We start from the raw sequence: 26,622 nt of genomic DNA on the forward strand, positions 1-26,622 counted from the left end.
CGGGGGGGTCGTCGGGTTGCGTTCGGGCGGGTTCCGTTCGGGCGGTGGTGGTCCGTCGGGCGGGCGGCGGTCGGTCGGAGCGCGACCGGGCGGCGGTCCTGCGAACGATCGTCGGGGTGGGGGTCTGGTGTGTGGTCGGCTTCGCCCTCGTTGTTGGGTGGTTCGGGTGCCCTGGTAGCACCCATTCGGCTCCGCTTGCGGCTACTCAGCGTTAGATTTGCTTGTGAATTTCACACTGAAGAGGGTGGCGGCGATGGGAGCGCGCTAGCGTGTGAAACGCACAGGACAACGGGCATGGGGAGGTACGGGTGCGACTCGTGCGCTTGGCGCCACAGCCGTCCCGCGTCGCCGAGGACATTCGCGCCGCGGTGGCCTCGCTGGGCAAGGGCAGCGAGGTCGCCGGGGGGATCGCACTCGCGGGCGTGCGGCCCTTGCCGTTCCCGCACACCTTCGACGCCGTCCTGGTCCTGCCGCGCGGCGTGCTGATCGTGCTCGGGGTGGACCTGCCCGAACCCGTGATGCGGCTCGAGGCACCGCTGACCGGTCCGTGGAAGGCCGACGGCTGGCCGGTGAAACCCGACGACAAGGCCGTCAACCCCGCGACGCACAAGCTCGCGCTCGCCGAGTCGTTGCGCAAACACCTCAAGCCGATGGGCGTACCGGTCGGCACCGTCCTCGCGGTCGGGCCGTTCGTGGACCAGGTCGACCAGCCCGCCGCCGACGCCGCCGGGATGGTCCGGGTCCTGCACCCCACCGCCACCAGCATGCTCGCCGCGGTCGTCTCCCTCGCCTCCGCACCGAAACCTTGCACGATCGACGAAGCCCGCGCTCAACTGAAGCTGCTCGCGCCCGACGCCCCCGAGATCACCGCCGAGACGCTGGCGGCCGAGGGCTTCAGCCGTGACGCGCCGACCGTCACGCTGCCGAAGGTGCCCGCGCAAGCGCCGAAGGCCACCCCGCCCAAACCGATCGAGATCACCACGCCGGTGCCCAAGGTGATCGCCGCGGCGCCGGTCCGCCCCACCGCGGCCCGGCCGTCGAAGACGGTCCGCTGGCTGCCGCTCGGCGCCATCGGCATGCTCGCCGTGCTGCTCGTGGTCGCGATCGTGCTGGCGACCACCGGCGGGGACAGCGGCGATCAGCAGGCCGCCCCGGCGAACCAGGACACGCCCGCCGTCCAGGTCGTCAACGGCATCCAGTTCATCGAGCGTGCCTCCGCCTCCGACTCCGAATGCGCCTCGCACGCGTTCGGCGACGTGCAGGCCAGCCTGCAGCGCTCCGGCTGCGTGGCCATCAAACGCGGCAGCTACGAGGCGACGACGGACGGCAAGCCCGCCGCCGTGGCGATCGCCGTCATCACGTTCGCCAACGAGGAGACCGCCCGCGAATTCAAGAAGGTCGCCGACGAACCCGGCGGCGGCGGGATCGCCGACATCGCGAGCGAAACCGGGAAATGGCCGCGCAAACCGGATTTCGACGGCGCGGCCTACGTGAGTGCGGTGCAGGGCGGCGTGGTGCGCCTGGTGCTGGTGGCCTGGTTCGACGAGGCCTCCAGCAGCAGCGACCCCGGACTGATGCGCACCGCTCACGCCGCCGCCGCCATGCAGATCACCTAAAGCCCATACGTCTCCAGCAGGCGGAGCCAGACCTCGCTGATGGTCGGGAACGCCGGCACCGCGTGCCACAGGCGCCGCAGCGGTACCTCGCCGACGATCGCGATCGTCGCGGAATGCAGTAGTTCGGCGACGTCCTGGCCGACGAACGTGACACCGACGATCACCTCGCGCTCGGTGTCCACCACCATCCGCGCCTTACCCGTGTAGCCGTCCGCGTGCAGCGCCGAACCCGCCACCGCGATGTCGATGTCGACGACCCGATGCGGTTCGCCCTCGACCGGACCCGCGACCCCGACCGAGGCCACCTCGGGATCGGTGAAGATCACCTGCGGAACGGCGTGGTGATCGGCCGTGCTCGTGAAACCGCTCCACGGTGCGGCCTCGACCTGTCCGCCCGCGGCCCGGGCCGCGATCACGTCGCCGACGGCGCGCGCCGCGTACTTGCCCTGGTGCGTCAGCGGCGCCCGGCCGGTCACGTCACCCGCCGCGTACAACCAGTCACCGTCCACATCGGACACACGGCCGGTGTCGTCCACGGTGAGCGGCGAACCGGGTTCGAGTCCGATCACCTCGAGCCCGAGGTCGTCGGTCGCCGGGCGGCGGCCGGTGGCCACGAGCAGACGATCCACGGTGAGCGTCTCGCCGCCCTTGAGTTCGAGCACCGCGGCACCGTCGGCAGCGGTGGCCTCGACCAATCCCGAGTTCGCGTGCAACCGCACGCCGTCGGCACGCAGTCCCTCGGCGACCGCGTCGCCGGCGAAGTCCGCGTACTTGGGCAGCGGCCGCGGACCGGTCAGGATCAGCCACACGTCGGAGCCCAGCCGCGCCCACGCCTGCGCCATCTCCACCCCGACCACGCCACCACCGAGCACGGCCAGCCGTGGCGGAACTTCGCTGGCCGACGTCGCGTCGCGGGAAGTCCAGGTCGGCACGTCGGCAAGGCCGGGAATGCCCGGCGTCTTCGGCACGCTGCCGCTGCACACCACGACCGCGTGCGCCGCACGAAGCACCCGGTCTTCGTCCACAGTGACTTCTCGCTCACCGGTAATGCGCGCGTGACCGCGTACGGTTTCGATTCCCGCGCCCTGTGCCCATTTGACCTGACTCGAATCGTCGAGGTTGTGCGTGAACGAGTCGCGGCGCTCGAACACGGCGGCCGGGTCGAGCGGCCGCGCGGCATCCACCCCGGGCACGCGTCTCGCGGCGGCGAGCACGTTTCCCGGACGCAGTAAGGCTTTACTCGGAATACACGCCCAGTACGAGCACTCGCCGCCGAAACGTTCGTGGTCCACCAGAGCGGTTTTGAGCCCACCTCGCACCGCGCGATCGGCGGCGTTCTCGCCGACCGGGCCGCCGCCGATCACCACTACGTCATAAGCCTCTTCAGTCATTACGCCAGCGCACACCAGGCAGGCGCGGCACGCAACCCGGGAAGGTATTCTGCCCGCAGTATCTGCAAGTACGGGAGGTTTCGGTGGCCAAGAACACCGCGGTGCAACTACTGGACGACCTGAACGGCGAACTGGCCCAGGAGCAGGTCCGGTTCCGCCTTGACGGTGTCGACTACGACATCGATCTCTCCGACGACAACGCCGAAAGCCTGCGGGAGATCCTGGCGCCCTATGTCGAGCACGGTCGTCGCACCGGTGGTCGCAAGCGCCAGCCGCGCCGTCTCGCGCCGCCGACCCCGAAGCGTCGTGGCCGCGCCGCCGCGAAACCGGCGAAGGCAGCCAAAACCGAAGAAAAGCCCGTCCGTAAACGCGCCACCACCACAAAGACCGCGGCGGCCAGCAAAACCGCGGCACCCAAGGCCGCGAGCGCGAAAGCCAGCGCCACCAAGGCAAAAGCCCCGGTGAAGAAGACCGCGGCCAAACCGGCTGCCGCGAAACCGGCTGCCGCGAAAGCGGCGCCGAAGACCGGCACGACGAAATCCACGGCGGCGGCGAAGACGGCTTCCGCGAAATCCGCGCCGGCCGCGAAGACTTCCGCGAAATCGACGGCCGCGAAGTCCACCGGCACCAAGGCCGCCGCGAAGAAGCCCGCCGCGGCGAAAAAGACGAACACCGCCGAGAAGGCTTCCCGTCGCACCCCGCGCAAGGCGCCGCCGGTCGTCTTCTCCGCCGCCGAGAACTGACCCTCGAACGAGAAGAACCCCTCCTTCGGTAATCGCGAAGGAGGGGTTTTCTTGTGCCGGAACCGGCAGGTCAGAGCGTCTTCAACTCTTCGACGATTTCACCGACGGACGTTTTGGCGTCACCGAAGAGCATCGCCGTCTTGGGATCGTAGAACAGATCGTTGTCGATCCCGGCGAAACCGGAGTTCATCGAGCGTTTCAGCACGATGACGGATCGGCTCGCGGTCACGTCCAGAATCGGCATTCCGTAAATGGGCGAGTTCGGATCGCTGCGCGCGGCGGGATTGGTGACGTCATTGGCGCCGATCACCAGCGCCACATCGGTCTGCGCGAACTCCGAGTTGATCTCGTCCATTTCCTTGAGCTGTTCATAGGGCACATCGGCCTCGGCGAGCAGCACGTTCATATGTCCCGGCATCCGGCCGGCCACGGGGTGAATCGCGTAATTCACCGTGATTCCCTTGGTCTCCAGCAACTGCGCCATTTCCCGCACGGCGTGCTGCGCCTGTGCGACGGCCATACCGTAGCCCGGCACGACCACCACCTTGCTGGCGTAGGCCATCTGGATCGCCGCGTCGGCCGCGCCCGTGCTGCGCACCGGCCGGGCTTCCTTCGTACCGGTGGCCGCGATCGCCGTCGTCCCGCCGAAGCCGCCGGCGACGATCGCCGGAATGGACCGGTTCATCGCCTTGGCCATCAGGTTGGTCAGGATCGAACCGGACGCGCCGACGATCATGCCCGCGACGATGAGCGCCGTGTTCTGCAGCGCGAGACCCATCGCCGCCGCGGAAAGGCCGGTGAACGCGTTCAGCAACGAGATCACCACGGGCATGTCGGCACCACCGATCGGCAGCACCACCATCAGGCCGAGTACTGCCGCCGCGATGAGCACCAGGATCATCAGCAACTCGATCTCCGCACCGGAGATGATCGCGATCGCACAGCCGACCGCGGCGAGCAGGAGAACGATGTTCAACGGCTGCTGCGCCTTGCGCAGGGTGATCGGCCGCCCCGGCAGGATTTCCTGGAGCTTGCCGAAGGCGATCAGCGAACCCCAGAACGAGATCGAGCCGACGATCGCGGCGAACAGCGAGGCGATCGCCAGGTAGCGCGGCTCGTCGGCGTATCCGTGGCTGGTGCGGAACTCGACCCACGCGATGAGCGCGACCGCGCCGCCGCCGACGCCGTTGAACAGCGCGACCATCTGCGGCATCGCGGTCATCTTCACCTTGCGCGCGGCGGGCACGCCGATGAGCGCGCCGAGCACGACACCCAGCGCGATCAGCAGCCAGTTGCTCATACCCGGGGTCAGCAGGGTCGCGACGACCGCGATCCCCATGCCGACCGCGGCGATCCAGTTGCCGCGTACCGCGGTGCGCGGACCGGTCAGGCCCATCAGGCCGTAGATGAAAAGGGCGAACGCGATGATGTAGAGAACGCCGATGAGACTCGTCACTTGGCGTCCTCTTTCTCGGTCTTCTTGCCCTTGAACATCGCGAGCATCCGGTCGGTGACGAGGAACCCGCCGACGACGTTGATCGTGCCGAACGCGATCGCGATCACCAGCAGCACCTTGTTCAGCACCCCGTCGGCGCCGAGGCCGAGCACGATGAGCCCGCCGAGCAGCACGATTCCGTGGATCGCGTTGGTTCCCGACATCAGCGGGGTGTGCAAGGTGTTGGGCACCTTGGAGATCACCGCGAATCCGACGAACCCGGCCAGCACCAGGATCGCCAGGCTTCCGATCAGCATCAGGCTGTTCCCTTCTCACGCCCGGCGACGCACGCACCGGCGACGATCTCGTCGGTGAAGTCGATGGCGAGCCTGCCCTCGGCGTCCACCAGCAGCTCGACCAGTTCGGTGAGGTTGCGCGCGTACAACTCGCTGGCGTGCCCCGGCATCTCGGCGGCGAGGTTGAACGGCGAACAGATCGTCACGTCGTGATGGACGACCTCCAGGCCCGGCAGGGTCAGCTCGCAGTTGCCGCCCGTCTCTCCGGCCAGGTCCACCACCACGCCGCCCGCCGGCATCCCGCGCACGGCCTCGGCGGTGACCAGCTTCGGCGCCCGGCGCCCCGGCACGAGTGCCGTGGTGATGACGACGTCGAACTTCGTGGTCGCCTCGGTCAGCCTGCGCTTCTGCTCTTCGCGTTCCTCTTCGGTCAGCTCGCGCGCGTAGCCGCCCTCACCGACGGCCTCGATGCCGAGGTCGAGCCACTGTGCGCCGACCGAGCGCACCTGGTCGGCCACCTCGGGGCGGACGTCGTAGCCGGTCGGCTGGGCGCCGAGCCGTTTCGCGGTGGCCAGCGCCTGCAGCCCGGCGACACCGACGCCGAGCACCAGCACCTTGGCCGGTGGCACGGTGCCCGCGGCCGTGGTGAGCATCGGGAAGAACCGCGGCAGCTTCTGCGCAGCGAGCAGCACCGCGCGGTATCCGGCGACGCTGCTCTGCGAGGACAGGGCGTCCATCGCCTGCGCGCGCGTGATGCGCGGGATCGACTCGACGGCGAACGCGGTGATGCCTGCCTTGTCGAGCGCGGCGATGGCGTCCACATCGGACAAGGGTTTGAGGAAACCGATGAGTACGGTGCCGGGCAGCAGGCGCGCGGCCTCCTCCTCGGTCGGCGCGGCCACTTTCAGCACGATCCGCGCGTCCCAGGCGTTGCCGACCTGCGCGCCCGCTTCCTCGAACGCCTCGTCGGCAAGCGAGGCGCCCTCGCCGGCCCCGGACTCCACGATGACCTTCAGGCCGCGCTTGACCAGGCGTTCGACCAGTTTGGGCACCAGCGCGACGCGTCTTTCCCCGGCAACGGACTCCCGTACGACGCCGACCGTCAACGGCTCGGTATCCACGCTGTCAACCTCCTGCTCCACCAGCGATGCCGCCGGATCGTCCCAGTTTTGTCAGGAAAGATCCAGCCCACCAGTGGAGTCAAGTCCGGCTGCGCCAGTGCGGTACGCCCAGAACGACGAGCCGAAGCTGTTTTTCCGCGATGCGGATGATCGTCTTGTCGGTTTCGACGTCGCCGGAACGCACTTCGAGCAGCTCCACGACCGTCCCGAGCATGGCCGTGACCAGCAGGTCCGCCATCATGTGCAGATCTTCCGCCGACCATTCGCGCAGGTATTCGAACCGTGCCAGGTCGATGGCCAGGTCGCTGGAGAACAATTTGAGCTCGATCGCGATGGCGCGGGAAATCGCGCTCCCTCCGGCGTAGCGCTCCCGGGTCAGGAACCGGAAATGGTCTTCGTGTGCACGCACGTGTTCGTACAGTGTGCGCACCGAGGCGGAGATGATGTCGGTGGTGCGCCTGCGGTCGTCCCGCGCGGAGCGGAGCATGCCGCGCAGCGTGCGCACGGACTCGTTCACGAGCGCGACGCCCAGTTCCTCCATCGACGCGAAATGCCGGTAGAAGGCGGTGGGCACGATACCGGCCTCTTTGGTCACCTCGCGCAGCGACAGGCTCGCGAAGTTGCGGTCCGCCAGCAGTTTCAGCGCAGCGTCGAGCAGCGCGCGCCTTGTCCGTTCCTTGCGCTCGTGGCGCGTCACCGGTTCCGCCGTCACACCGATCAGCTTAGGTGCGTTCACCGTGTAGCCCACCTCACGTTGCCTGCCCCACTGGCTACCTCCACCATTGAGTGTACAGTTGTGCACTGTAGGAGGTAACGCGATGAGCAAACTCGCCTCGATCGCGGAAGCGCTGCTCACCCCGCACGGCATGGACCGCTACCTGGAACTGGTCGACCCGATGCTGGTGCGCAGGGAAATCCGTGGCGTGGTCACGGATGTGCGCAGGCAGACGGCCGACACGGTGACGCTGACGCTGCGCCCGAGCCGGGCCTGGCGCGGTTTCACGGCGGGCCAGTACGTGCGGGTGTCCGTCGACATCGACGGCGTGCGGCGCACCCGCTGCTATTCACCGGCCGGTTCGCACCACCGCGACGGCCTGGAACTGACCATCAAGGCCGACCCGGACGGCCTCGTGTCACGGCACTTGTGGCGGAACGCGGAACCCGGGATGGTGCTCGGGCTGTCGCAGCCGGAGGGCCGGTTCACGTTGCCAACGCCACGCCCGGACCGCCTGGTCCTGATCAGCGGCGGCAGCGGGATCACGCCCGTGCTCTCGATGCTGCGCACGCTGGCGGACGAGAACTACCAGGGCGAGGTGGCGTTCGTGCACTACGCGAACACCGCCGAGGACGCGCTCTACCGCGAGGAACTGATTTACCGGGACACGGTGCTCGCCTACACCCACGCCGACGGCGGCGACCTGCGAGGCTTCTTCTCGCGTGCGCACCTGGAAGCGGTCGCACCGTGGTACCGCACCGCGCAGACCTACGTGTGCGGACCGAAGCCGCTGATGGACTCGGTGCGTTCGGTGTACGAGGCCGATGGGTTGGGTGAACAACTGCACACCGAAGAGTTCACCCCGCCGGAGCTGACCTTCGACACCGCGAACGCGACCGGCCGGGTCCGGTTCGCGCACAGCGGCAAGGAGATCGACAACTCCGGACGGCCGCTGCTGGAACAGGCCGAGGACGCGGGCCTGACCCCGGAACACGGCTGCCGCATGGGCATCTGCTTTTCCTGCACGAAGGTCAAGAACGCCGGAACGGTTCGCAACGCCATGTCGGGCGAACTGTCGAGCGAAGAGAACGAAGAAATCCAGCTGTGCATCTCCGTTCCGGTAGGGGACGTCGAGATCAACTGTTAGGAGCTCTGTCATGACCGGTTTGGCTGACCGGCTCACGCCGGAACAGATCGAGGAATTCGGCCGCGAAATGGACGAGATCAGGCAGCGCGTCGTGGCCGATCTCGGCGAGGCCGATGTCGAGTACATCCAGAACATCATCAAAACCCAGCGCGGACTGGAAATAGCCGGCCGCGGGCTGTTGTTCGCCGGGTTCTTCCCGCCCGCGTGGCTGGCCGGGGTGGCCGCGCTGTCGCTGTCGAAGATCCTGGACAACATGGAGATCGGGCACAACGTGATGCACGGCCAGTACGACTGGACGCGCATCCCGGAGCTCAGCTCGCAGCGTTTCGAATGGGACACGGTGGCGCCTGCGGAGAACTGGCGCCATTCGCACAACTACATTCACCACACCTACACCAACATCCTCGACAAGGACCGGGACATCGGGTACGGCATCCTGCGCATCGACCCGGCGCAGAAATGGCATCCGTACTATCTCGGCAACCCGGTGTACGCGACGCTGCTGGCATTCATCTTCCAGTGGGGCGTGATGCTGCACGATCTGGAGTTCGACCGGATCGTACGCGGGGAGCGCACATGGTCCGACAACAAAGAGGTCGGCGCCAAGATGGTGAAAAAGGCGGCGCGGCAGGTCGGGAAGGACTATGTGCTGTTCCCGCTGCTGACGGGACCGCTCGCGCCACTGACCTTCCTGGGCAACGCCTCGGCGAACCTGGTGCGCAACCTGTGGGCGTTCTCGATCATCTTCTGCGGCCACTTCCCCGCGGACGTCGAGAGCTTCACCGAGGAGGAGACCGAGAACGAGACGCGCGGGCACTGGTACCTGCGCCAGATCCTCGGTTCGGCGAACATCACCGGCGGCAAGCTGTTCCACATCCTCACCGGCAACCTCTCGCACCAGATCGAGCACCACCTGTTCCCGGACATCCCCGCGCGCCGCTACCCGCAGATCGCCGCCGAGGTGCGGGCGGCGTGCGAGAAGTACGGCCTGCCCTACAACACCGGCCCGCTGCACAAGCAGCTGTGGTCGGTCGCGAAGAAGATCGTGAAGTTCGCGTTACCGGGCAGCGGTTCGCAGCAGGAGCCGACCGAGCCCACTACAGTGAGCCCGGAACTCCGAGCGGCTTAGGGGATGCAATGGTTGGCCAGTTCGAGCGGCAGAAGGACACGGTGCAGGTGCTGACCGAGACGGCGGCGACGCACATCGGCAACATCGCGACGATCATCACCGGCGCCGTGCGCGATATCGCCCGCGAGACCGGCGATTTCCTCACCGAGGTCATCGAGATGCGCGAAGCGGGCCGTCGCGCGGAGGCCGACCACACGTCCCAGGAGTAGTCACACGCCGAGGTGGTCCCGCAGCGTGGTCCCGGTGTAGTCCGTGCGGAAGGCACCGCGTTCCTGCAGCAGCGGGACCACCTTGTCGGCGAAGGGATCCAGCCCGCCGGGCGTCACGTGCGGGACGAGGATGAACCCGTCGCACGCCTGTGAGTTCACGAGATCGATCATCGACTCGGCGATCGTGCCGGGCGAGCCGATGAAGTTCTGCCGCCCGGTCTTCTCGATCACCACTTCGCGGATCGAAAGGTTCTTCGCCGCCGCCAGTTCACGCCATTCGCGGGCGGTCGCGATCGGGTCCCGGTACATCCGCACGCTGGCCCGGCCACGGGCGACGGTGTTCTCACCGACGACCGGGTCCACCTCGGGCAGCGGCCCGTCCGGGTCGTAGGCCGACAGGTCCCGGTTCCACACCTGCTCCAGGAACTTGATCGCCGTCTGCCCGCTGACCTGCTGGTGCCGCACGACATCCGCGAGTTCGGCCGCCTCGGCGTCGGTGTCGCCGAGCACGAACGTCGCCGCGGGCAGCACCACCAGCTGCTCCGTTTTCCTGCCGTAGGCGGCCAGCCGCCGCTTGACGTCGGCGTAGAACGCCTGCCCGGCCTCCTTCGTGCCGTGCCGCGTGAAGATCGCGTCCGCGGTCGCCGCCGCGAACTCGCGGCCCTGCTCCGAATCCCCGGCCTGCAGGATCACCGGCCGCCCCTGCGGGCCGCGTGGCACAGTGAACCGGCCGCGGATGTCGAACTGCTCGTCGTGCCGCTCGAACGCACCCGCGCCGGCACGGGCCAGGAAGCGCCCGGACGCCTTGTCCGCCGGCACATCCCCGTCGCGCCACGAGTCGAACAGCTCCGTCGCGGTCTCCAGGAACCGTTTGGCGCGCACGTAACGCCGGTCCTCGGCGAGGTAGCCGCCGCGGCGGAAGTTCTCGCCGGTGAAGGCATCCCACGAGGTGACCACGTTCCAGCCGGAGCGGCCCGCCGAGAGGTGGTCGAGGCTGGCGAACTGCCGCGCCACCTCGTACGGCTCGTTGAACGTCGAGTTGATCGTGCCGGTCAGCCCGAGCCGTTCGGTGACCGCGGCCAGCGCGGCGAGCACGGTGAAGGTGTCGGGCCGTCCGACCACGTCCAGGTCGTAGATCTTCCCGCCCTGTTCCCGCAGGCGCAGGCCCTCGGCGAGGAAGAAGAAGTCGAACTTGGCGCGTTCGGCCATCCGCGCGAGGTGGACGAACGAACTGAACTCGATGTGGCTGCCCGCCCCGGGATCGCTCCACACCGTGGTGTTGTTGACGCCCGGGAAGTGCGCGGCGAGATGCATCTGCTTGGTCATCTGCGTCTCCTCACGCGGCGTAACGATTGACGGGCCGGGACAGACCGAGCAGGCCGCGAAGCGTGCTCGCCTCGTATTCGCGGCGGAACAGCCCGCGCCGCTGCAGTTCCGGCACCAGGCCGCGGGTGATGGCGGTCAGGTCGTGCGGGATCGTGCCGGGGCGCAGCCGGAAACCGGGGGTGCCCCAGTCGGTCAGCAGGTCGGCGAGCTGCGCCGGGGTGCCGGCGAAGATCTCGGCGTCGGAGGTGTACTCATCACCCGCCACCTCGTCCAGCCGCGCCTTGCGGTCCACGGCCGCGCGCTCGGTGTCGTCGAGGAACACCACGAGATCGGTGAACACGATCGGCCCGTCGACCGGCGCGTTCCGTTCGGTGACGAACACCAGGTCACAGCCGCGTTCGGCGAGCCGGTAGGCGACGGGCACGTGCGCGAGCACCGCGACCGGTGGCTGCCCCTGCGGCGGACGCGGCGTGATCGAGGGCCCCTTCACGCTGAAGAAGCGCCCCTCGAAATCGATGTAGTGGAGCTTGTCGCGGTCGACGAAGCGGCCGGTGGCTACGTCGCGGATCTCGGCGTCGTCCTCCCAGCTGTCCCACAGCCTGCGCACCACCTCGACGTAGTCGGCTGCCTCGTCGAACAGGTCCTCGCGGGAGAGCACGTCGCGGCGGCCGAAGTGATCGTTTTCGGCTTGGCTGCCGGAAACCCGCACGCGCACGCCCGCACGCCCGGAGCTGACGTAGTCCAGCGTCGCGATCGCCTTGGAGATGTGAAACGGCTCGGTGTGTGTCGCGATGACGGTCGGGACGAACCCGAGATGCCGGGTGTGCGGTGCGATCCGGGACGCGATGAGCACCGCGTCCAGCCGCCCCTCCACCCGATCCGTGCGGTCGGTGTGCGGGCCGAGCGAGTCCTCGATGGTCACGAAGTCGAGGAGCCCACGTTCGGCCTCGAGAGCCAGGTCCTTCCAGTACCCCGCGGTGAACAGCTCCGCGGGCCGTGCTTCCGGTTCGCGCCAGGCGGCTGGATGCCAGCCGGCGCCGTCGAGTGCGGCGGCGAGATGCAGACCTTCGGACATGCCGGAACCAGCGATGGGGGCGCCGCGGTTATTTCCGGTACCACATGCTGGGAGCAACTACGGTGAAGGTCATGTACTCCAAGGAGATCGAGATCCACACGGGCGGCACGGCGGTGGTCCGCGATCTGACCAAGGAGGCCGAGGGCTTCCTGAACGAGGCGGACGCCGAAGACGGCCTGCTGCACGTGTGGGTCCCGCACGCGACGGCCGGGCTGGCGATCCTGGAGACGGGCGCGGGCAGCGACGACGACCTGCTCAGCGCGCTCGACGAGCTGCTCCCCCGCGACAACCGCTGGCGGCACCAGCACGGTAGCCGCGGCCACGGCCGCGACCACGTGCTACCCGCACTCGTGCCGCCCTACGCGAGCGTCCCGGTGCTCGGCGGCACGCCGGCGCTGGGCACCTGGCAGTCGATCTGCCTAGTGGACACCAACCTCGACAACCCGGTCCGCCGCGTCCGGCTCAGCTACCTTCGGGGTTGACCGGCCCGGCCAGAGCACGACGACGAGGCCCACGACCAGCATCGCGCCGAGCACCCACAGCGCGAGCGTCACGTCCGGCGCGCCCGGGGTGCCCTGCATGATGCTGCGCAGGCCCTCGGTGGAGAACCGGAACGGCGTCCAGGACCACAGCGCCGTTCTGTAGGCGGGGTTGAGCATTTCCGGCACCTGACCCGCCACGGCCGGGGCGAGCAGGTACATCGGCGCCAGCACCGCCATCGCGGCCAGCCCGAGCAGCCGCAGCAACGCGCCCTGGAGCGCGGCGAACGCGGCCGTGATCAGGAAGATGAAGCCGAGCACGTCCCAGCCCAGCGGCAGCGACGAGTCCCAGAGCTTGAAGAACCCGGCCAGCACGGTGGTCATCAGCACGGCGCTGCCCAGCACCCGGGCCAGGCGGGCGGCGAGGTTGAGCGTGCGCCCGGAACGTTTGGCCAGCACCAGCGCCACGGCACCGGCCGCGAGTGAGCCGAGCCAGGCCAGGATGCTCGCCGCCAGCGGTGCGGTGCGCGCGGCGGTGGTCGCCGGGTGCACGGTCTCGACCCGCACCGGGCCTCCTGTGGCCGAGGCGGCCGTGGTCAGCGCCTGCTGCACGATCTGCGTGCCGGCCGGGTTGACCGCGCCCGAGACGACGATCGTGGCCGGATTGCCGGGTTCGAGGATTCCGTAGACGTCCTTGTCGTCCAGCATGGTCCTGGCCTCGTCCGGCGTCGTGATCCGCCAGGCCAGCGCGCCCCCGCCCTGTTGCGCCACGTGCTCGGCCGCCACGTGCAGCGGCGGCGGCGCCGAATCCGGCACGGCCACCGCGACCGGGAGACCACGTGGGCCGGCCGTCGCCTGCACCCCCACGGTCACCAGGCCGAGCACGATGGCGACCGCGGCGCCGACGAACGCCGCGAGCGAGGCCAGCGACCACATCGGCTTTCCCCTCGACATCGCTTCCTCCAGATTTTCCGCGTCCGTTGAATTTAACGGCCACGGTAGACCTCGGCCGCAATTGAGGTCAACGGTTGTTGAAAAACTTGCCGGTACTGTCGTCTCGTGCGACTTGTGCTGTGGGACATCGACCAGACCCTCATCGATCTGCGTGGCGCGGGCCGCGACTGGTACTCGCGGGTGCTCGCCGACGTCGTGGGCATCACGATGGAGGGCATGCCGCCGTTCTTCGGCCGGACCGAGCTCGCGATCACGTCGGAAGTGTTGAAGGCGCACGGCATCGAGCCGGACGAGGAGGTCGTGCGGAAGGTCTGGGCCGGGCTGATCGCGGTGTCGGAGGAGGCGATGCCGGGGATGGCCGGCGGCGGCCACGTGCTGCCGGGCGCGGCGGAGGCGCTGGCGGGTCTCGCGTCGGTGGGCGGTGCGGTGCAGTCGCTCGTGACCGGGAACCTCCGGGAGGTCGCGTGGCACAAGCTGGCCGCGTTCGATCTGCACCACCACCTCGATTTCGAGATCGGCGGCTACGGATCGTTGTCGGCGCACCGGCCGGACCTGGTGGCGCACGCGGTCGAGCAGGCGGGCTTCGTCGCGGACGCCGTGATCGTCATCGGCGACACCCCGCACGACATCGAAGCGGCACTGGCGCACGGCGCGGTCGCGATCGGTGTCGCCACGGGACGCTTCGGGGCCGCCGAGTTGCACGACGCCGGAGCGCACACCGTGCTGGCGGATCTGTCGGACACACCGGCGGTGCTCAAGGCGGTGCTGCATGATTGACGAGGAACGCCCCGAGCCGCCGATCGCGGACGGCGAAGCCGCGACCCTGCAGGGCTTTCTGGATTTTCAGCGCGCGACCTTCGACTGGAAGTGCGCAGCCCTGGACGCGGCCGGACTGCGCGCGACGCTCGCCCCGTCCCCGATGACACTGGGCGGGATGCTCAAGCACCTGGCGTATGTGGAGGACCGCTGGTTTTCGGCGGTACTGTGGGGACAACAGCGCGAGCCATGGTCCACAGTAGACTGGGCTGCGGACCCGGATTGGGACTGGCACTCCGCCGCGGACGACAGTCCGGAGGAACTCCGCGCGCTGTGGCAGGAGTCGGTGACACACTCGCGCAAGATGGTCGACGCGGCCTTGGCGGAAGGCGGTTTGGACCAGCTGGCGCGCGCCGCCGCGTGGCAAGACGGCCGATCACCGAACCTGCGCTGGATCCTCTGCCACATGATCGAGGAATATTCGAGGCACAACGGCCACGCCGACCTGATCCGCGAGTCGATAGACGGCCGAACAGGCGAGTAGAAAAGCAAGCGCAACAACAAAAAAAGAGCCGCCAGGTGTGGTCATCCCCGAGCCTGCCCGCCGGCGAGGCATCTTTTCCCGGTGCCGGTCCGCTCGGTGCCGGTTCCGTCCTCGGCTGCCGGTTGAGCGTTTGCTCGGCTGCGCCATCGTTGGCCGATCGCGTGCCCACCGCGCTGTTGCCTCGCCCGGTTGCACACGCCTGCCGCTGCCACCCGTCGCCCGCCGCTCGGGCGGGCGCCGGCTCAGCTGCGGACCAGCTTCACCAGGTGCGCCACGGCGTCGTCGACCGGGATCTCCTGGCGGTCGCCCGAGAGGCGGTCCTTCACCTCGACCACGCCCTTGGCCAGGCCGCGGCCCACCACGAGGATCGTCGGCACGCCGATCAGTTCGGCGTCGGCGAACTTCACGCCCGGGGTGGCCTTGCGGTCGTCCAGCAGCACGCGCACGCCCGCGGCATCCAGCTCACCGGCCAGCTTCTCGGCACCGGCGGCGACCGTCTCGTCCTTGCCCGCGATCACCACGTGCACGTCCGCGGGCGCCACCGCGCGCGGCCACACCAGGCCCAGCTCGTCGTGGTGCTGCTCGGCGATCACGGCGACCAGCCGCGAAACGCCCACCCCGTAGGACCCCATGGTGATGCGGATCGGCTTCGAGTCGGCGCCGAGTGCGTCCACCTCGAACGCGTCGGTGTACTTGCGGCCCAGCTGGAAGATGTGCCCGATCTCGATCCCGCGCGCGGCGACCAGGCTGCCCTTGCCGTCCGGCGACGCGTCACCCTCGCGGACCTCGGCGGCCTCGATCGTGCCGTCCGGCGTGAAATCCCGTCCGGCGACGAGGTCCACGACGTGGTGGTCGGCCTTGTCCGCGCCGGTGACCCATGCCGTGCCGGTGACCACACGCGGGTCGACCAGGTAGCGAATCCCGTTGTCCTGCAACGACTTCGGACCAATGTAGCCCTTGACGAGGAACGGGTTCGCGGCGAAGTCGGACTCTTCGAGCAGCGCGACCTCGGCCGGCTCGAGCGAGGCCTCCATGCGCTTGGTGTCGACCTCGCGGTCACCGGGCACGCCGATGCCCAGGATCTCCCAGTCCTTCTGCCCCGGCCTGCGGATCTTGACCATCACGTTCTTGAGCGTGTCCGCCGCGGTGAACGTGCGGCCGAGATCGGTCTTGTCGTTGAGGTAGTCGACCAGCGTTGCGATGGTCGGCGTGCCGGGCGTGTAGTGCACCTGCGCCTCGGGCTTGTCCTCGATGGACTGCGCGGGCGGCGCGGGCGTGGTGACCGCCTCGACGTTGGCCGCGTAGCCCGACTCGGTGCTGCGCACGTAGGTGTCCTCACCGGTGGGCGCCACCGCGAGGAACTCCTCCGACGCCGAACCGCCCATCGCACCGGACGTGGCCGCCACGATCACGTACTCGAGGCCGAGCCGGTCGAAGATCTTGATGTAGGCATCGCGGTGGAGCTGGTACGACCGCGACAGGCCGTCGTCGTCGAGGTCGAAGGAGTAGGAGTCCTTCATGACGAACTCGCGGCCACGCAGGATGCCGGCGCGCGGACGCGCCTCGTCCCGGTACTTGGTCTGGATTTGGTACAGCACGACCGGATAGTCCTTGTAGGAGCTGTACTCGCCCTTCACGGTGAGCGCGAACAGCTCCTCGTGCGTGGGCCCGAGCAGATAGTCGGCGCCCTTGCGGTCCTTGACCCGGAACAGGGCGTCGCCGTACTCGGTCCAGCGGCCGGTCTTCTCGTACGGCTCGCGGGGCAGCAGCGCGGGGAACTGGATCTCCTGGGCGCCGATGGCGTCCATCTCCTCGCGCACCACGTCCTCGATCCTGCGCAGCACGCGCAGGCCCAGCGGCAGCCACGAGTACCCGCCCGGCGCGACGCGGCGGACGTAGCCTGCGCGGACCAGCAGCTTGTGGCTGGGCACTTCGGCGTCCGCCGGGTCCTCACGCAGGGTGCGAAGGAACAACGACGACATCCTGGTGATCACTGGGATTCTCCTCGCGGTGCGCTGCGGCGCTGATACTCGTTCAGCACAGCGTAGTCAACCCCCCAGGGGTCTCCGCATCCGGTTATCCGAGCGGGACGGCTAACGAGGCAGCAGCGCCGCCAGCTCGCGCGCGGCCTCGCGCAACGCCGGCACGAAACCCTTCAGATCGTCGACGCTGAGCTGGTAGGCCGGACCCGCCGTGGACAGGGCCGCGATCGCGGTGCCGTCCGGGGTGCGGATCGGCACACCGACGGCGCGGATACCGGCCTCGTGCTCCTCGTCGGCGATCGCGAAACCCTGCTCGCGCACCGAGTCGATCTCGGCGGCGAACGCCGCGCGCGAGGTGATCGTGCGTGGCGCGAGCGGGGTCAGCTCCAGGCTCGCCACCAGTTCGTCCCGGTGCGGCGCGAACGCGACCAGGCATTTGCCCATCGACGTGCAGTGCAGCGGACCACGCTCGCCGGGCTCGCCCCGGATCTGCAACCGCCTGCTGCCCTGCACGGTGTGCACGTAGACCTGGTTGTGCCCGTCCAGCACGGCCATCAGCGTGGGCTCCCCGGTCTCCGCCGACAGCCGGTTCATCACCGGCAGCGCGACGCCCGCGAAACCGCGCGCGTGCGAAACCTGTTGTCCCAGCTCGAAAAGCCGCAGCCCGAGCGAGTAGCGCTTGGACGCCGGATCGCTGCTCGCGAACCCCTCACCGTGCAGCGAGCTGAGCAGCCGGTGCGTGGTGCTGACCGGGTATCCGGCGACGCGCGCGAGTTCGGACAGGGCGACGCCCTCGGGGTAGCTCCCGAGCAGCGACAGCAGGCGCAGGGCCTTGCCGACCATATCCGCCATATCGCCCCCTTGACGCGACAAGTCCTGGCGAAGCACACTCAACTTCACCGTATTACGGAATAGCTTTCCATATTACGGAAAGCTCGTCAATGGCGACAGTAACGGCGACAGGAGAAAGCGATGAAAACCGTCGAGCAGGCGGGGACGGCCGTACTCGGGCGGCAGCGCTGGCTGCGCCTGATCCCGATCGTCTTCGTCACCTACAGCCTCGCCTACCTCGACCGGTCGAACTTCTCGATCGCGACCGCCGGCGGGATGTCCAAGGACCTGCACCTGACCAGCGCGACGTCGGGCCTGATCGGGGCGTCGTTCTTCATCGGCTACTTCCTGCTCCAGGTGCCCGGCGTGCTCTACGCCGACCGCCGCAGCGTGCGGGACCTGATCTTCTACTCGGTGCTGGCCTGGGGCGTGCTCGCGACGTTGCAGGGCCTGCTCAGCAACGTCGTCGCGCTGATCGTGGTGCGGTTCCTGCTCGGCGCCGTCGAGGCCGCCGTGCTGCCCGCGCTCGTCGTGCTGCTCGCGCGCTGGTTCACCAAGGCCGAGCGCGGCCGCGCGAACGCGTTCCTGATCCTCGGCAATCCGGTCACCGTGTTGTGGCTGTCGGCCGTGTCCGGTTACCTGGTCGAGGCGACCTCGTGGCGCGGCATGTTCATCGTCGAGGGTGTGCCCGCGCTGATCTGGGCCTTCTACTTCCGCTCGCAGGTCCGCGACCGGCCCGCGGACGCCGCCTGGCTCGCCCCGGGCGAACGCGACGCCGTCGAGCAGGAGATCACCGCCGAACAGGCCGAACTCGCGAAGGTCACCAGGACCGACCGGCCCCTGCGCGCGGCCTTCACCTCGCCCGCGGTGCTGCTGCTCGCGGTGCAGTACCTGCTGTGGAGCATCGGCGTGTACGGCTTCGTGTTCTGGCTGCCCTCGATCGTCAAGGCCGGATCCTCGGCGGGCATCGGTGCCACCGGGCTGCTGTCGGCCGTCCCGTACGCGTTCGCGGTCGTCGCGATGCTGTTCAACTCCCGTAGCTCCGACCGGCTCGGCGCGCGCCGTCACTTCGTGTGGCCGTGGCTGCTCGGCGGCGCGGTCGCCTTCTACGGTTCGTACCTGCTCGGCGCGCACCGGTTCTGGTGGTCGTTCGTGCTGCTGATCGTCGCGGCGATCGCGTTGTACGCGCCGTACGGCCCGTTCTTCGCGATGATCTCCGAACTGCTGCCGCAGGGCACGGCGGGTGTCGCGGTGGCGGTCATCAACGCCGCAGGGGCGCTCGGTGGTTTCCTCGGCACGTATCTGGTGGGCTGGCTGAAGAACGCGACCGGCAGCTCCGCCGCCGCGTTCCTGATGCTCGCCGCCACCATGGCCGCGGCCGCCGTCGTGCTACTGGTGGTGCCCACGAAACGAAAAGAAAGGACCGCATGACCCGCGTTCTGTTGCCCTGGCCGGATATCGCCGTGCCGGGCGAGCTGGAGGCGACGGTCTGGGACGGCACCGGCGCACCGCCGCCGGGACTGGACGACGTCGAGTTCTACGTGCTGCCCTACGACCGGGGCGCCGAGCCGCCGAAGCTCATTCCGCGGCTGCCGTCGTTGCGGGTGGTCCAGACGCTCTCCGCCGGGTACGACAACCTGCTACCGCTGCTGCCCGAGGGCGTGCTGCTCGCGAACGGGCGCGGGCTGCACGACCTCAGCGTCGCCGAGCACACGCTCGCGCTGATCCTCGCCGCCCAGCGCGACATGCCGCGCTGGTTCGCGCAGCAGCGGGTCGGTTCGTGGGACCGCGAGCACACGCGCTCGCTGGCCGACTCTCGCGTGCTGCTGGTCGGGTACGGCTCGATCGGGAAGGCGATCGAGCGCTACCTCGTGGCCGGTGAGGCCGAGGTCGTGCCGGTCGCCAGCAGCGCGCGGGAAGGCGTGCACGGGATCGATGAACTCCCCCGGCTGCTGCCCACCGCTGACATCGTGGTTCTCGTGCTGCCGGACACGCCCGCGACGCGTGGCGTGCTCGGCGCCGGGGAACTGGCCGCACTGCCCGATGCGGCACTGGTCGTCAACGTCGGCCGTGGCACCGCGGTCGACACCGACGCGCTGACCGCCGAGGTGGCCGCGGGGCGCCTGCGTGCCGCGATCGACGTGGTGGACCCGGAACCGCTGCCGTCGGACCATCCCTTGTGGACACTGGAGGGCGCCGTCATCACCCCGCACATCGGGGGCGGCTCGGCGTCGTTCCATCCGCGTGCCCAGCGGCTCGTGGAACGGCAGCTCGCGCACTTCGCGAAGGACGAGACCCTGGAGAACGTGGTCCGCTGACGGCCCGGTCAGCAGGCCTGCGCGTACTCCTCGATCTCCAGCGTGGCCGTGCACGCGCAGCCGCCGTCGATCTCCTCGCAGGAGATGGTCAGCCGGTGCCGCACGAGGTCGAGGTCGGTGCAGTCCGGGTCGGTGCACTCGACGAACGTGTCCTCGTGCTGGATCAGGGTGCCGTCGCAACGATCCAGGTGGTCCATGATCGACACCTTCCGCCGGGGGTCATGGCAACTCCCGTTGGTATCACCCAGGGCGGCGGAAGGCGGGGAGGACGCTCCGGCGTGTCGCCGAGACGTCAGGCACTCTTCGAAGAACGCCTGGTCGTCGTGGTCTTCTTGGCGGGCGTCTTGCGCGCGGCGGGCTTGCGGGCCTTCTTCGCCTCGGACACGCTCGCCTCCAGCGCCGCCATCAGGTCCACGACCTCCGACTTCGCCGCGCGCTTGGGCGTCTTCCTGGTGTCCTTGCCCGCGACCTTCGCCTCGATCATCGACTCCAGCGCCTCGCGGTAGCTGTCGGTGTACTTGCCGGGGTCGAACACCGGCTCGGACAGCGAGTCGATGAGCGAACCCGCCATGGCCAGCTCCTGCGAGCGCACCTGCGGCGGGTCCTCGTTGAGGAAACCGAAGTCGGGTGTGCGCACCTCGTCCGGCCACAGCATGGTGGTCATGACCAGCACGTCGTTGTGCACCCGCAGCAGCGCGAGCGTTTCGCGCTGGCGCAACGCGACCTTGGCGATGGCCACGTGACCGGACTTGTGCAGCGCGTCGCGCAGCAGCACGTACGGCTTCACCGCCGGTTTCTGCGGTTCGAGGTAGTAGTGCTTGTCGTAGTGCAGTGGATCGATGGCCTCCAGCGGCACGAATTCCAGCACGTCGATCACGTTGGAGCTGGACAGCGGCAGCTCCTTGAGGTCGTCGTCGGTGATCACGACCATCTCGCCGTCGTCGAGCTCGTAGCCCTTGGCGATGTCGGCGTAGGGCACCTCGACGTTCTCGATCGAGCAGTAGCGCTTGTACTGGATGCGCCCGCCGTCGCTCGCGTGCACCTGGCGCAGCGAGACGTTCTTGTTCTCCGTCGCCGCGTACAGGCTGATCGGAATCGTGACCAACCCGAACGAAACGGATCCCTTCCACATCGATCGCATCGCAAGCGCCCTCCCGCTCACGGAGACGTAGCTCCTGGTCACGACCGTACGCGTTGCGGCGCCCGTGGACTAGTTGCGACTTGCCGCCCGAACGAGCGCCGCGGCGGCCGTCCTGCCGTGGCGCGCCGGGTCCGTTCGGCCGAAGATCCCCGCGGTGACCATGGCTCCCTCGGCCAGAAGGAGCAGCTGGTCGGTCAGTTCGGTGGGCAATGCGGCCTCACCGACCAGACCGCCGAGGTAGGACCGGAATGCACTCTTATGGCGGCGTGCCTGCGCCGCCACGGCCTCGGAGACCGCGCCGAGTTCACCGAAGGAGTTGATCCACGCGCAGCCGCGGAAGCCCGGCTCGGCGAACCACCGTTCGAGCCAGTCGAACACGGCGAGGATCCGTTCGCGCGGGTCCTCGACGGTGTCCACGTACACGGCCAGCCGCGCCCGCCAACGCGTGTCCCGGCGTTCCAGATAGGCCTCGACGAGCTGATCCTTGGCGGGAAACACCTGGTAGAGGCGCTTGAGCGAGACGCCGGAGGCGGAGCGGATGTCGTCCATACCGACCGTCTGGATGCCGCGCGTATAGAACAAGTCCTCGGCCGCGTCGAGCAGCCGCACCCGTGCGGTCTCGCGATCCATCCTCACTCCTCCGGTGCCGACTGTACTGTTCTCCACAGTGGAAAGTTGTTCCCAGCCTGAAGAAAGATTCCTAGGCTGGCGGCATGACCGAGCTGACCCAACGGCTCGCGTGGGTCGACGAGGGCTCGCGGATCTTCCTCGAGCGGCTGGAGCAGCTGCCCGACCGCGCCTTCGCCGACCAGAGCACGCTGCCTGGCTGGACCAACGCACATCTCGTCGCGCACGTCGGCTACAACGCCAAAGCCCTTTCCCGGCTCGTGCACTGGGCCGGCACCGGCGAAGAGACGCGGATGTACGCGAGCCCCGAGGCGCGCAACGAGGAGATCGAGGACGGCGCGAAGCTGTCGCCGATCGAACTGCGCACGCTGGCCACCGAATCCGACGAGCGGCTGCGCCGCGAGCTCGCCGCACTGACCGACTGGAACGCGGAGGTCCGCACGGCGCAGGGCCGGACCGTGCCCGCGACGGAGATCCCGTGGATGCGCACGCGCGAGCTGTGGATTCACGCCGTGGACCTGGGAACGGGCTTCGGGTTCACCGACTTCCCCGCCGAGCTGATCGACGCGCTGATCACCGACATCGCCGGCACCCGCGCCGCACGTGACCAGGGCCCGCCCGTCGTGCTGCGCCCCGACGACCGCACCCGCGAATGGCGGATCGGCGAGGACGGCAAGGTCATCGGCGGCAAGGCCGCGGACATCTGCCGTTGGCTCGCCGGGCGCGGCCCGCTGGACGCCCCGGACCTTGGCCGCTGGCTGTAGCCAAGGTCAGCCGGGTCCGTCGCCGGCGGCGGCCGCGACGGTGGGGTTCATCGGCATGTCACTGACCGCGCAGGAGGTCGCGGGTGACTTCGAGCTGACCGTGGTGCTGCGCGAGTTCCTCGTACGCGTGCTGCAGCGCGCCGCCCTGCGACTGTTCGACGACCGTGCCCTGGTAGTGCGCGTGCACCGGACCGCGCAGCGGCGCCCGGAAGTCCGCGACGGCGAGGTCCTCGCGCAGCTGCCGCTTCGCCGCCTCGACACGCGCCACGAGATCGGCCACCGCGCCGGTCGCGGTGAACTCGGCGTCCCGGTCGCGCTCGACCTGCCTGCCCGCGACGAGCTTGCCTGCCCAGAACTCGAGCACGCCGAGGCAATGCGTGACGAGCCCGAACGGCGTGTTCGCGCCGGGCAGGCCGGGCCGGGTGTTCGCGCGCTCGTCGCCGAGTTCGGTGAGGATCGCGGCCATGCCGTCCAGCGCGCGATCCGCGTAGAAGAGGTACTCCTCCGAGGTGATCAGCACGCTTCCACCCTAGGGGCTCAGCCGGGTAGCAGCTCCGTCACGAGCCGGGACAGCTGCCGCAGGTTGCGGCACTCGTACATCGGCACGAGCTTGCCGTAGCGCAGTGCCGCCGAATCGCCGGTCCCCCAGTTGGACCGCGCCTCCGGGTTGAGCCAGTACACGTGCCGCGCCCGCTCGGCGATGCGCCGCACGGCAACGAGGTTCGGATCGCCGCCGTTGGTGCGGCCGTCGCCGAGGATCAGCACCGACGTGCGCGGGCCGACGACATCGGGCCATTCTTCGACGAAACTGCGCAGCGAATCGCCGTAGTCGCTGTTGATGCCCCATTTCGTGAGCCGGGCCTCGGTCATGATCCGCCGCGCGAGGCCTTCCGGGTCGGCGGCGCCCGCGCTGACCATGTCGGTGATCTCGTCGGTCAGCCCGACGAACGCGAAGCTGCGCACCTTCGAGAACTGGTCCGCCAGCGCCTGCACCAGCAGCAGGGTGAACTGCGCGAACCCGGCCACCGAGCCCGACATGTCGCACAGCAGCACCAGTTCCGGCCTGCCCGGCCGCCGGTCCCGCATCGCCGGGCGCATCGGCACCCCGCCGGTGGCCAGCGACCGGCGCAGCGTGCGGCGCAGGTCGATCTGGCCGCGCCGGGTGCGGCGGCGACGGGTCGACAGGCGCGTCGCGAGCTTGCGCGACAACGGCTGGATCGTGCGGCGCAGATCGGCGATCTGGTCGCGGCTGGCGTTGGTGAAGCTCACCAGCTCGGTGTGCGGCGCGACGGCGTGCTTGGAAATCCGGTCCCTGCCACGGAGTTCGGCCGTGCGGCGGCGCGCCTCGGCCTGCACGTACTCGCGGAACTCCGCGATCCGCGACCGCGCCTCGCGCTGTGCGATCGCCTCGCCGAGCCCCTCGTCCTGTTCCCCGCGGATCGCCTCGAGTACCCGCTCCAGCAACGAATCCGGCCGGATCCTGGACAGGGTCTGATACGCCGACCAGCCGCTCATCCCGCCCGTGGAGCCGTACTGGCCGTACTCGCCCACCCCCGCGCCGGCCAGCGCGCGCATGCCTTCGGAATCCCCCTCGCCCATCGCGGCGACCAGCTCGTTGCGCAGCGATTCGAGATCCTCGACCTCCGCCGCGGTTTCGGCGGTGCCGACGGCGGCCGGGAAGTACAGATCGAACACCGCGTCGAAGGTCGCGCGCTGCCCGGACCGGCGCAGCACGGTCGCGGCGAGCGCGGCGCGCAGTTGCTCGCGGTCGGCCAGCCCGAGCACGTCGACGGCGGCGGCAGCGTCCACGGTCTCGCCCGGCCCGACCGGAATTCCGTGCTCCCGCAAGGATCCGACGAACTCGACCAGCCGGGTCGGCAGCCCACTCATGCCAGCAGCCGGTCCAGTTTCAGCTCGGCGGCGGCCTTGTGGTGATCGGCCTGGTACTTCAGGATCACGCCGAGGCTGTCCTCCACCACCTGCTCGTCGAGCGTGTCCGCGCCCAGCGCGAGCAGGGTGCGTGCCCAGTCGACCGACTCGGCGATCGAGGGCGCCTTACGCAGTTCCATGGTGCGCAACGCGCCGACGACGCGTACGAGCGATTCGGCCAGTTCCGCGTCGAGACCGGGCACCTTGAGCGTGACGATGTCGCGTTCGAGCTCCGGCGACGGGAAATCCAGGTGCAGGAACAGGCAGCGCCGTTTGAGCGCCTCGGAAAGCTCGCGCGTCGCGTTGGAGGTCAGCAGCACGAACGGCCGCCGGGTCGCGGTGATCGTGCCCAGTTCCGGGACGGTGACCTGAAAGTCGCCGAGCACCTCCAGCAGCAGGCCCTCCATCTCGACGTCGGACTTGTCGGTCTCGTCGATCAGCAGCACGGTCGGGTCGGGGTTGCGGATCGCCTTGAGCAGCGGCCGGGGCAGCAGGAACTCCTCGCTGAACACCTGGTCGCGGGTCTCTTCCCAGCCTTCGTCACGGCCGGCCGTGATGCGCAGCAGCTGCTTGGCATGGTTCCACTCGTACAGCGCGCGGGCCTCGTCGATGCCCTCGTAGCACTGCAGGCGCACCAGTTCGCTGCCGGTCGCCTCGGCCAGCGCACGCGCCAGTTCGGTCTTGCCGACACCGGCGGGGCCTTCGACCAGGAGCGGTTTGCCGAGCCGGTCGGCGAGGAACACGGTGGTCGCGACCGGTGTGGAGGCCAGGTATCCGGCCCCGGCGAGCCGCTCGACCACCTCATCGACCGAACCGAACAGCGGTTCCTGCATCGCGCCTCCCTGCGTACGAGCGTCCGCTTATTCTCCGCCCCCTCGCCCGGTGTCACGGACGAGCGTGCGCAAGGTCACTTGTACGCGGGGTCGAGAGCTGCTTCGGCCGGCGCCCAACCCATCCGGCCGGGCGCCCAGCCTTGAGCCAGTGGCACCCAGAAGAAGAACGTGACATGCCGTTCGGCGAACAGCCAGCGCCCGCCGACTCGCTCGATCCGGTCGCGGTAGCGGCCTGCCGCGACCTGCGCTTCGCCCTCGACGACGCACGGTTGGTAGAGCCAGGTCTCGCCGGTCGCGACGTCGCCTTCGATCGTGACGGTCTCGTTCGCGCTGAAATGCCACCACGCGGTCAGCGGCCCCTGCTGCAGCCCGGCGAAGAAGGTGCGCAGCTCGTCCCGTCCGCGTGCGGTGGACAGCCCGATGAAAGCGCCATTCTCGGTGAACTGCGAGGCGAGCTCGTCCCACCGGCCGTCATCGAGGCACTGGCAGTAGCGCGCCCGCAGCTGCGCGATCTCGTGCGCGTCCTCCAGCTTCCGCAGCCTGGCTTCGATATCGGTCACGGGAAACCTCCTACGAACGATCGTTCGTCTCAAGCAGGGCCATGGAAAAGCGGGCGTGCTGAGCGGCGAGCGCATCAGGATCGAGCCGGCCGCCGGGGCTGTACCAGGTCGAGATCGCCGACAGCATCGATACCAGGTTGCGGGCCGCGTCCTCGGGATGCGGGGTGCCGAACTCGCCGCCGGCGGCACCGGCGGCCACGATCTCCTCGTACAGACCCTGCGTGCGGTCCCGCGCCGCGACGACCCGCTTGCGGGCGGCACCGGTCAGGTACCGGATCTCGCTCAGCGCCACCAGCGACGCGTTCTGGTGCTCCACCACGAACCGCACGTGCGCTTCGACGGCCGCGCGCAGCTGATCGGTGGCGCGCCTGCCCGCGCCCGCGACCGCGGTCTCGATCCGGTTCAGCAGCTCGTCGTTGGCCATGCGCAGCAGCGCGGCCAGCAGATCGGACTTGGACGGAAAGTAGTTGTACAGGTTCGACAGGCTCGTTCCCGCGCCGCGCGCGACATCGCGCATCGACGCCCCGTTGAACCCCTTCTGGCTGAACGCCTCGAGCGCGGCGTTGAGGATCGCCGCCTCGTTGGCGCGGGCGGTCTCCGGAACGAGCGTCGAAGAACGACTGTTCATGTCAAGCATGCTATCTGCCCTTGACTCCCGCGGGCAACCACGTTTTCATAAGAACGTTCGTTCGTGAGGAGCA

At 69.1% G+C, this 26,622-nt stretch carries 29 protein-coding genes; 11 read left to right on the plus strand and 18 right to left on the minus strand.

Annotation, left to right across the window (positions count from 1 at the left end):
- The first annotated feature begins 308 nt into the window (after positions 1-308).
- The gene (locus tag HFP15_RS29420; protein ID WP_168520028.1) at positions 309-1,616 is read left to right on the plus strand and encodes a hypothetical protein; all 1,308 of its coding nucleotides are present in this window, start codon (positions 309-311) and stop codon (positions 1,614-1,616) included.
- Here the strand turns inward: HFP15_RS29420 and HFP15_RS29425 are convergent.
- Positions 1,613-3,007 (minus strand): dihydrolipoyl dehydrogenase family protein, encoded by a 1,395-nt coding sequence (locus tag HFP15_RS29425; RefSeq protein ID WP_168520029.1) that lies wholly within the window; start codon positions 3,005-3,007, stop codon positions 1,613-1,615. The genes HFP15_RS29420 and HFP15_RS29425 overlap by 4 nt on opposite strands.
- An 83-nt stretch (positions 3,008-3,090) precedes the next feature.
- Here HFP15_RS29425 and HFP15_RS29430 point away from each other — a divergent pair, with 83 nt between their 5' ends.
- Positions 3,091-3,750 (plus strand): histone-like nucleoid-structuring protein Lsr2, encoded by a 660-nt coding sequence (locus HFP15_RS29430; protein ID WP_312871806.1) that lies wholly within the window; start codon positions 3,091-3,093, stop codon positions 3,748-3,750.
- A gap of 70 nt (positions 3,751-3,820) precedes the next feature.
- On the opposite strand, the gene HFP15_RS29435 is transcribed toward HFP15_RS29430, so the two are convergent.
- From HFP15_RS29435 to HFP15_RS29450, 4 genes are all read right to left on the minus strand, one after another.
- On the minus strand, positions 3,821-5,206 hold the full coding sequence (locus HFP15_RS29435) for an NAD(P)(+) transhydrogenase (Re/Si-specific) subunit beta (protein WP_168520030.1): 1,386 nt from the start codon (positions 5,204-5,206) through the stop codon (positions 3,821-3,823).
- Complete coding sequence (locus HFP15_RS29440) at positions 5,203-5,502, minus strand: NAD(P) transhydrogenase subunit alpha part 2 (protein WP_168520031.1); 300 nt, start codon at positions 5,500-5,502, stop codon at positions 5,203-5,205. Before HFP15_RS29440 ends, HFP15_RS29435 begins: the two co-directional genes overlap by 4 nt.
- Positions 5,502-6,602, minus strand: coding sequence for a Re/Si-specific NAD(P)(+) transhydrogenase subunit alpha (locus HFP15_RS29445; protein ID WP_312871807.1), 1,101 nt, complete (start codon positions 6,600-6,602; stop codon positions 5,502-5,504). Before HFP15_RS29445 ends, HFP15_RS29440 begins: the two co-directional genes overlap by 1 nt.
- Positions 6,603-6,681: 79 nt before the next feature.
- Positions 6,682-7,350: a TetR family transcriptional regulator gene (locus tag HFP15_RS29450; protein WP_376768904.1), complete on the minus strand. Its 669-nt coding sequence runs from the start codon at positions 7,348-7,350 to the stop codon at positions 6,682-6,684.
- 70 nt (positions 7,351-7,420) lie between these two features.
- Between HFP15_RS29450 and HFP15_RS29455 the strand changes: the two genes are divergently transcribed.
- From HFP15_RS29455 to HFP15_RS29465, 3 genes are read left to right on the plus strand one after another with little or no spacing between them, the layout of a single operon-like run.
- Positions 7,421-8,464 carry a ferredoxin reductase gene (locus tag HFP15_RS29455; protein ID WP_168520034.1) on the plus strand — a complete coding sequence of 348 codons (1,044 nt, stop codon included), beginning with the start codon at positions 7,421-7,423 and terminating at the stop codon, positions 8,462-8,464.
- 10 nt (positions 8,465-8,474) lie between these two features.
- Entirely contained in the window at positions 8,475-9,593 is a 1,119-nt protein-coding gene (locus HFP15_RS29460; RefSeq protein WP_168520035.1) for a fatty acid desaturase family protein, read from the plus strand.
- Positions 9,594-9,601: 8 nt separating this feature from the next.
- The gene (locus tag HFP15_RS29465) at positions 9,602-9,802 is read left to right on the plus strand and encodes a hypothetical protein (RefSeq protein WP_168520036.1); all 201 of its coding nucleotides are present in this window, start codon (positions 9,602-9,604) and stop codon (positions 9,800-9,802) included.
- On the opposite strand, the gene HFP15_RS29470 is transcribed toward HFP15_RS29465, so the two are convergent.
- Positions 9,803-11,128, minus strand: coding sequence for an NtaA/DmoA family FMN-dependent monooxygenase (locus tag HFP15_RS29470; RefSeq protein ID WP_168520037.1), 1,326 nt, complete (start codon positions 11,126-11,128; stop codon positions 9,803-9,805).
- A gap of 10 nt (positions 11,129-11,138) precedes the next feature.
- Positions 11,139-12,203 (minus strand): LLM class flavin-dependent oxidoreductase, encoded by a 1,065-nt coding sequence (locus HFP15_RS29475; RefSeq protein WP_168520038.1) that lies wholly within the window; start codon positions 12,201-12,203, stop codon positions 11,139-11,141.
- 71 nt (positions 12,204-12,274) lie between these two features.
- Between HFP15_RS29475 and HFP15_RS29480 the strand changes: the two genes are divergently transcribed.
- Entirely contained in the window at positions 12,275-12,685 is a 411-nt protein-coding gene (locus HFP15_RS29480; RefSeq protein ID WP_168520039.1) for a YjbQ family protein, read from the plus strand.
- On the opposite strand, the gene HFP15_RS29485 is transcribed toward HFP15_RS29480, so the two are convergent.
- Entirely contained in the window at positions 12,623-13,636 is a 1,014-nt protein-coding gene (locus HFP15_RS29485) for an ABC transporter permease (protein WP_210718034.1), read from the minus strand. The genes HFP15_RS29480 and HFP15_RS29485 overlap by 63 nt on opposite strands.
- A 105-nt stretch (positions 13,637-13,741) precedes the next feature.
- On the opposite strand from HFP15_RS29485, the gene HFP15_RS29490 reads away from it, so the two are divergent.
- Together HFP15_RS29490 and HFP15_RS29495 are read left to right on the plus strand one after the other, a co-directional pair.
- A complete protein-coding gene (locus HFP15_RS29490; protein ID WP_312871808.1) occupies positions 13,742-14,413 on the plus strand; it encodes an HAD family hydrolase in 672 nt (223 codons plus the stop codon).
- Positions 14,406-14,936, plus strand: coding sequence for a DinB family protein (locus HFP15_RS29495; protein WP_168520040.1), 531 nt, complete (start codon positions 14,406-14,408; stop codon positions 14,934-14,936). Before HFP15_RS29490 ends, HFP15_RS29495 begins: the two co-directional genes overlap by 8 nt.
- A 242-nt stretch (positions 14,937-15,178) precedes the next feature.
- On the opposite strand, the gene HFP15_RS29500 is transcribed toward HFP15_RS29495, so the two are convergent.
- Both HFP15_RS29500 and HFP15_RS29505 read right to left on the minus strand, forming a co-directional pair.
- Positions 15,179-16,930 (minus strand): proline--tRNA ligase, encoded by a 1,752-nt coding sequence (locus HFP15_RS29500; RefSeq protein WP_168520041.1) that lies wholly within the window; start codon positions 16,928-16,930, stop codon positions 15,179-15,181.
- A 99-nt stretch (positions 16,931-17,029) separates the two neighbouring features.
- Positions 17,030-17,770 (minus strand): IclR family transcriptional regulator, encoded by a 741-nt coding sequence (locus HFP15_RS29505; protein ID WP_168520042.1) that lies wholly within the window; start codon positions 17,768-17,770, stop codon positions 17,030-17,032.
- Positions 17,771-17,890: 120 nt separating this feature from the next.
- Between HFP15_RS29505 and HFP15_RS29510 the strand changes: the two genes are divergently transcribed.
- Together HFP15_RS29510 and HFP15_RS29515 are read left to right on the plus strand one after the other, a co-directional pair.
- Complete coding sequence (locus tag HFP15_RS29510; RefSeq protein WP_168520043.1) at positions 17,891-19,180, plus strand: MFS transporter; 1,290 nt, start codon at positions 17,891-17,893, stop codon at positions 19,178-19,180.
- Positions 19,177-20,067 (plus strand): 2-hydroxyacid dehydrogenase, encoded by an 891-nt coding sequence (locus tag HFP15_RS29515; protein ID WP_168520044.1) that lies wholly within the window; start codon positions 19,177-19,179, stop codon positions 20,065-20,067. The genes HFP15_RS29510 and HFP15_RS29515 overlap by 4 nt, the downstream gene beginning before the upstream one ends.
- 8 nt (positions 20,068-20,075) lie before the next feature.
- On the opposite strand, the gene HFP15_RS29520 is transcribed toward HFP15_RS29515, so the two are convergent.
- The 3 genes from HFP15_RS29520 to HFP15_RS29530 form a co-directional block, all read right to left on the minus strand.
- A complete protein-coding gene (locus tag HFP15_RS29520) occupies positions 20,076-20,264 on the minus strand; it encodes a hypothetical protein (protein ID WP_168520045.1) in 189 nt (62 codons plus the stop codon).
- Positions 20,265-20,359: 95 nt separating this feature from the next.
- A complete protein-coding gene (gene ku, locus HFP15_RS29525) occupies positions 20,360-21,208 on the minus strand; it encodes a non-homologous end joining protein Ku (protein ID WP_168520046.1) in 849 nt (282 codons plus the stop codon).
- A 69-nt stretch (positions 21,209-21,277) separates the two neighbouring features.
- Positions 21,278-21,838, minus strand: coding sequence for a TetR/AcrR family transcriptional regulator (locus HFP15_RS29530; protein WP_168520047.1), 561 nt, complete (start codon positions 21,836-21,838; stop codon positions 21,278-21,280).
- A gap of 83 nt (positions 21,839-21,921) precedes the next feature.
- Between HFP15_RS29530 and HFP15_RS29535 the strand changes: the two genes are divergently transcribed.
- On the plus strand, positions 21,922-22,599 hold the full coding sequence (locus HFP15_RS29535) for a maleylpyruvate isomerase family mycothiol-dependent enzyme (RefSeq protein ID WP_168520048.1): 678 nt from the start codon (positions 21,922-21,924) through the stop codon (positions 22,597-22,599).
- Between the two features lie 58 nt (positions 22,600-22,657).
- On the opposite strand, the gene HFP15_RS29540 is transcribed toward HFP15_RS29535, so the two are convergent.
- From HFP15_RS29540 to HFP15_RS29560, 5 genes are all read right to left on the minus strand, one after another.
- Complete coding sequence (locus HFP15_RS29540; RefSeq protein ID WP_312871809.1) at positions 22,658-23,119, minus strand: mycothiol transferase; 462 nt, start codon at positions 23,117-23,119, stop codon at positions 22,658-22,660.
- Positions 23,120-23,136: 17 nt separating this feature from the next.
- Entirely contained in the window at positions 23,137-24,489 is a 1,353-nt protein-coding gene (locus HFP15_RS29545) for a vWA domain-containing protein (RefSeq protein ID WP_168520049.1), read from the minus strand.
- On the minus strand, positions 24,486-25,361 hold the full coding sequence (locus HFP15_RS29550) for an AAA family ATPase (RefSeq protein ID WP_168520050.1): 876 nt from the start codon (positions 25,359-25,361) through the stop codon (positions 24,486-24,488). The genes HFP15_RS29545 and HFP15_RS29550 overlap by 4 nt, the downstream gene beginning before the upstream one ends.
- 74 nt (positions 25,362-25,435) lie before the next feature.
- Entirely contained in the window at positions 25,436-25,921 is a 486-nt protein-coding gene (locus tag HFP15_RS29555; protein WP_312871811.1) for a nuclear transport factor 2 family protein, read from the minus strand.
- A 10-nt stretch (positions 25,922-25,931) separates the two neighbouring features.
- On the minus strand, positions 25,932-26,549 hold the full coding sequence (locus HFP15_RS29560) for a TetR/AcrR family transcriptional regulator (RefSeq protein ID WP_168520052.1): 618 nt from the start codon (positions 26,547-26,549) through the stop codon (positions 25,932-25,934).
- Between the last annotated feature and the right edge of the window lie 73 nt (positions 26,550-26,622).

This window comes from Amycolatopsis acididurans, from assembly GCF_012328925.1.
GTDB lineage: Bacteria > Actinomycetota > Actinomycetes > Mycobacteriales > Pseudonocardiaceae > Amycolatopsis_E > Amycolatopsis_E acididurans.